Raw genomic sequence first — 4422 nt, 5'->3', positions numbered from 1 at the left:
GGGGATACTCCAGGTCCGAGGCCCGGCAGTTCGAGGCCTTCAACCGGCTGTCCGCGTATGTGGTGCACGACCTGAAGAACCTGATCGCCCAGCTGTCCCTGGTGGTCAGCAATGCCCAACGCCATGGCGACAATCCGGCCTTTCTCAAGGATGCCATCGGCACGGTGGAGAACGCCGTGGCGCGCATGAACAAGCTCATGCTGCAGTTGCGTACCGGAGATCCGGGGCGTGACATTACCCCGGTGGATATGGGGCCTTTGGCCGTTCGAGCGGTAGCCCAAGCCTTGGGACGTGCACCGAAGCCGGAACTGGCCCACAATGGAGAGCCGATCCCGGTATTGGCGGACCCGGAGAGACTGTTGTCGGTGATGAATCATCTGATCCAGAATGCCCAGGAAGCCACGCCGCCCGAGGGCGAGGTGCGGCTTGGTCTCTGGCGCGACAGCCGCCAGGCCTATCTGGAGATCCGGGATACCGGCACCGGGATGACGAGTGAATTCATCCGCGAGCGACTGTTCCGGCCCTTTGACACCACCAAGGGGCTCACCGGCATGGGCATCGGCGCCTATGAAAGCCGTGAGTTCGTTCGCGCCCTGGGAGGGGATCTGGAAGTATGGAGCGAACCGGGCGTGGGGTCGCGATTCCGGATCAGCGTTCCTTTGGCGTTGCAGACGGAAGAATCTCCCAGGCAGTGATGACCGGTAGAGGGAGCAGGCTTGAAGTTTGAATGGAGCGAGACAAAGGCGGTCTCAAATCTGCAGAAGCACGGTGTGAGTTTCGAAGAAGCCAGCACTGTGTTTGCAGACTTTCTGTCAATTACGGTTGATGATCCATTCCATCCGTCCACAGAGTCGCGCTTTGTGACGGCTGGCATGTCAGAGAGACGACGGCTGCTCGTTGTTGTCCATAAGGATCAGGGATCAGTGATTCGGCTGATATCCGCCAGGGTGGCAACAGCACGGGAAAGAAAGAGGTATGAAGGTGATGGATGATGAAGATGATGAAATGCTTGCCGAGTATGATTTCTCCAGAGGGGTGCGAGGCAAGTATGCCGCCCGTTGCCAGGAGGTCACGAATATCGTCAAGCTGGACGATGACGTGGCAGTCATGTTCAAAAGTTCTCGGGAAGTCAACGAGGCGTTGAGAGCGTTGGGAAAGATCATCCAGCAGCACTCGGATACTTCATCCGAAACGCAACCAGATCACTGCCAGTGAGGCACCCAGACGTTGACCGGAAGCACTCAGCAAAAACCCGTATTACTCCTGGTGGAGGATGATCCCGGCCTGCTCAGCCAGCTGCGCTGGTGTTTTGACGACTTCGAGGTCCTGACCGCCCAGAACCGGGATGAGGCCATTGCCCAGTTGCGTCGCGGCGAACCTTCCGTGGTTACCCTGGATCTGGGCCTGCCGCCGGATCCGGGTGGTGCGACCGAAGGTCTGGCCACCCTCGAACAGATCCTGTCCCTGGCCCCGGAGACCAAGGTGGTTGTGGTCACCGGCAACAACGACCGCGACAACGCCGTCAGGGCCGTGGCCCTGGGCGCCTACGATTTCTACCAGAAGCCGGTGGACGCGGACTTCCTTAATCTTATCGTCAAGCGCGCCCATCGCCTGTTCGAGTTGGAGGCGGAAAACCGCCGCCTGTCGGCCCGTCAGGCCACCGAACCCCTACCGGGCCTCATTGCCGCCAGCCCGGAGATGCTCAAGGTCTGCCGCACCGTGGAAAAGGTGGCGCCCACCGATGCCACCACTCTGTTGCTGGGTGACAGCGGCACCGGCAAGGAAGTGGTTGCCCAGGCCCTCCATGGCCTGAGCCGCCGCAAGAAGGGGCCGTTCGTGGCCATCAACTGTGCCGCCATCCCGGAAAACCTGCTGGAGAGCGAGCTGTTCGGTTATGAAAAGGGCGCCTTTACCGGCGCCGTCAAGCAGACCCGGGGCAAGATCGAATATGCCGATGGCGGTACCTTGTTCCTGGACGAAGTGGGCGATCTGCCCATGCCCCTGCAGGCCAAGTTGCTGCGGTTCCTGCAGGAGCGGGTCATCGAGCGCATCGGCGGTCGAGGTGAGATCCCGGTGGATGTACGGGTGGTCTGCGCCACCCATCAGGACCTGTCCACCCTCATCGCCGAGGATCGGTTCCGCGAGGACCTGTTCTACCGCATCAGCGAGATCACCATCCATATCCCGGCACTGAAGGATCGCACCGGTGACGCCCACCTGTTGGCCCGGGTGCTGCTGGAGCGCTTGGCCGGCAAGCAGGGCCGAACCATGCGCGGCTTCTCCCAGGACGCCCAAAGCGCCATCGAACGCCATGACTGGCCGGGCAATGTGCGGGAGTTGGAAAACCGCATCAAGCGGGCGGTGATCATGGCCGAAGGCAACCAGGTGACGGCGGAAGACCTGGAACTGTCGGCCGACGGCGAGGATCCGCTCATGCTCAATCTGCGTCGGGTGCGGGACGAGGCAGAGGGCAAGGCAGTGCGACGGACGCTGCAGATGGTGGGGGGCAACATCTCAAGGGCGGCGGAACTGCTGGGAGTGAGCCGGCCGACTTTGTACGACTTGTTGAAGAAGCATGAGTTGGGGAAGGAGGGGTAACAAACAGTAGCCCCCCGAGCGAGCCAGCCTCAACCAGGCCCTGCTGCCGGCCCTGGGTCTGCCGCGCTCCGGCCGCGAAACCCTCACCCTGTTCCGCGCCCTGCAAGCCCATGACCTGAAGGCCCTGTACGCCAGCCTCCCTCGACTGGTACCGCGCAACAACCTCATCGCCCAATACGAGGGCCACTACGCCGGCCAAGAGGGCCAAGAGTGCCTGTCCCCCTTCCACCTCCGAATAGGAGAGAAGATTTCTTGTCCACCGGGAAGTACGGTGAATTCTTGCAATGATCGCCTTATAATGTAGTCTCTTTGTGACTACATTTAATCTCCTCGGAGAATGGCCGATGAAAACCGCTGATACCTACGTCCGTGCTCGCATCGATACCAGGACCAAGGAGCGCGCCGCTGATGCACTAGAGGCAATGGGGTTGTCCGTTTCGGACGCTATTCGTTTGCTGATGCTGCGCATAGCTGATGAGCGCCGTTTGCCCTTCGATGTGAAGGTGCCTAACTCCACGACGAAGAAGGCCATTACCGAACTGGAAGCGGGAAAAGGCAAGAAATTCAACAGTGTGGACGATCTGATGGCAGATTTGCATGAGGACGATTGATCGTTCATCCGCTTTCAAGCGCGACTACAAGCGAGAGGCTAAAGGCAGGTACCGGGCTACGCTCGACGATGAGCTCAAACCGGTGTTGATCGCACTGGCGACCGATCAGACTTTAGATGTTCGCTACCGCGATCATGACCTTTCGGGTGATTGGGCAGGCTACCGGGAATGCCACATCAAGCCTGATCTACTGCTGATTTACCGCAAATCTGACCCCAACACCCTCCGATTGGCAAGGCTCGGCTCGCACAGCAAACTTTTCGGCTGATCGTCAAGCTGGACCCAGCCCAAGCCGAGTCCTGGTCCGATGACGACGTGCTGCGGCGCTGGACTTGTCTGTTCAAGGGGCCGCTGCTGGTCCAGCGGTATTTGGCGGGAGACAATCAGGAAAGCTATGAGCTGGCTCAGGTGGTTGAATTCGCCCAATGCTACCGGCAACGGCTGGCCAGCCTGAGCTGGTTCATGAAGTGTCTGAATGAGCCCATCGCCCGGCAGGCCAATCAGGAGGACGGCTGTACCGGCCATTTCTGGGAGGCCCGGTTCAAGTCCCAGGCCCTGCGCACCGAAGCGGCCCTACTCAGTTGCATGGCCTATGTGGATCTCAACCCAGTGCGGGCCGGGATGGCGGATACACCGGAAACCTCGGAACATACCAGCATCCGGGAACGCATCACGCCGAGGTTCGACCTGGCCCAGGCGGTGCGTGAGCAGATGCGGATGGACGCCCTGCTGCGGTTCGACGGGCCGGTGAAGCCGCTGCTACCGTTTGAAGGCGCATTCGCCGAACGGGAACAGCCCGGCATCCCGTTTGCCTTCGAGGACTATCTCGCCCTGGTGGACTACACCGGTCGAGCCATCGACCCGAGAAAGAAAGGCGCCATCGCCAACACCCTGCCCCTGATCCCGCAGCGGCTGGAATTCACCCCGGTTCAGTGGCTGGCACAGAGCACGCAGTTCGAGGCCCTGTACCGGCAACAGCGACGACGATCAGTGGCCTGAAGGCCTCTCCTCCTTCATTGGTTTTCCCGTGCTGCGGTGATGTGCCGAGTAAGGCTCTTGCCTGTGGTGCGTGTGCGGGAGCCAGATATTCGGGGAAATCAGCGTCTGATGGTGGTTTGCGGACCGGGGTCTTGAGGAAAAGCGGAAGGGGGGCGTTTGGTGGGTCGGCGGTAGGCGAATAGCTGGGAAAAAGGGTCAAGAGTGCCTGTCCCTC

General features: G+C 60.6%; 7 protein-coding genes. All 7 read left to right on the top strand.

Translation table 11 applies throughout. The features are described 5' to 3' along the window. A partial coding sequence (locus tag ECTPHS_RS13450; RefSeq protein WP_008933310.1) for an ATP-binding protein occupies positions 1-695 on the top strand: 695 nt, incomplete at its 5' end. A 21-nt stretch (positions 696-716) separates the two neighbouring features. Then, on the top strand, positions 717-992 hold the full coding sequence (locus ECTPHS_RS14425; protein WP_008933309.1) for a BrnT family toxin: 276 nt from the start codon (positions 717-719) through the stop codon (positions 990-992). Then, the gene (locus ECTPHS_RS13445; protein WP_246828381.1) at positions 985-1215 is read left to right on the top strand and encodes a hypothetical protein; all 231 of its coding nucleotides are present in this window, start codon (positions 985-987) and stop codon (positions 1213-1215) included. Before ECTPHS_RS14425 ends, ECTPHS_RS13445 begins: the two co-directional genes overlap by 8 nt. Before the next feature lie 12 nt (positions 1216-1227). Next, entirely contained in the window at positions 1228-2598 is a 1371-nt protein-coding gene (prsR, locus tag ECTPHS_RS13440) for a PEP-CTERM-box response regulator transcription factor (protein ID WP_040406135.1), read from the top strand. Positions 2599-2942: 344 nt separating this feature from the next. After that, the gene (locus ECTPHS_RS13435; RefSeq protein WP_008933306.1) at positions 2943-3209 is read left to right on the top strand and encodes a type II toxin-antitoxin system RelB/DinJ family antitoxin; all 267 of its coding nucleotides are present in this window, start codon (positions 2943-2945) and stop codon (positions 3207-3209) included. Next, positions 3196-3477, top strand: a complete 282-nt coding sequence (locus ECTPHS_RS13430) for a type II toxin-antitoxin system YafQ family toxin (RefSeq protein ID WP_008933305.1) — start codon at positions 3196-3198, stop codon at positions 3475-3477. The genes ECTPHS_RS13435 and ECTPHS_RS13430 overlap by 14 nt, the downstream gene beginning before the upstream one ends. A gap of 47 nt (positions 3478-3524) precedes the next feature. Beyond that, complete coding sequence (locus tag ECTPHS_RS13425; protein WP_008933304.1) at positions 3525-4208, top strand: hypothetical protein; 684 nt, start codon at positions 3525-3527, stop codon at positions 4206-4208. Positions 4209-4422 lie beyond the last annotated feature (214 nt).

This window comes from Ectothiorhodospira sp. PHS-1, assembly GCF_000225005.1.
In the GTDB taxonomy this organism is placed as follows: domain Bacteria; phylum Pseudomonadota; class Gammaproteobacteria; order Ectothiorhodospirales; family Ectothiorhodospiraceae; genus Ectothiorhodospira.
The sequence above is the reverse complement of the archived record's forward strand: the minus strand, read 5'-3'. Positions and strand labels throughout refer to the sequence as shown.

Bases quoted from the DNA above. Each gene is read 5' to 3' on its own strand.
- ECTPHS_RS13445 (WP_246828381.1), top strand. From the start codon at position 985: ATGGATGATGAAGATGATGAAATGCTTGCCGAGTATGATTTCTCCAGA.
- ECTPHS_RS13435 (WP_008933306.1), top strand. From the start codon at position 2,943: ATGAAAACCGCTGATACCTACGTCCGTGCTCGCATCGATACCAGGACC.
- ECTPHS_RS13430 (WP_008933305.1), top strand. From the start codon at position 3,196: ATGAGGACGATTGATCGTTCATCCGCTTTCAAGCGCGACTACAAGCGA.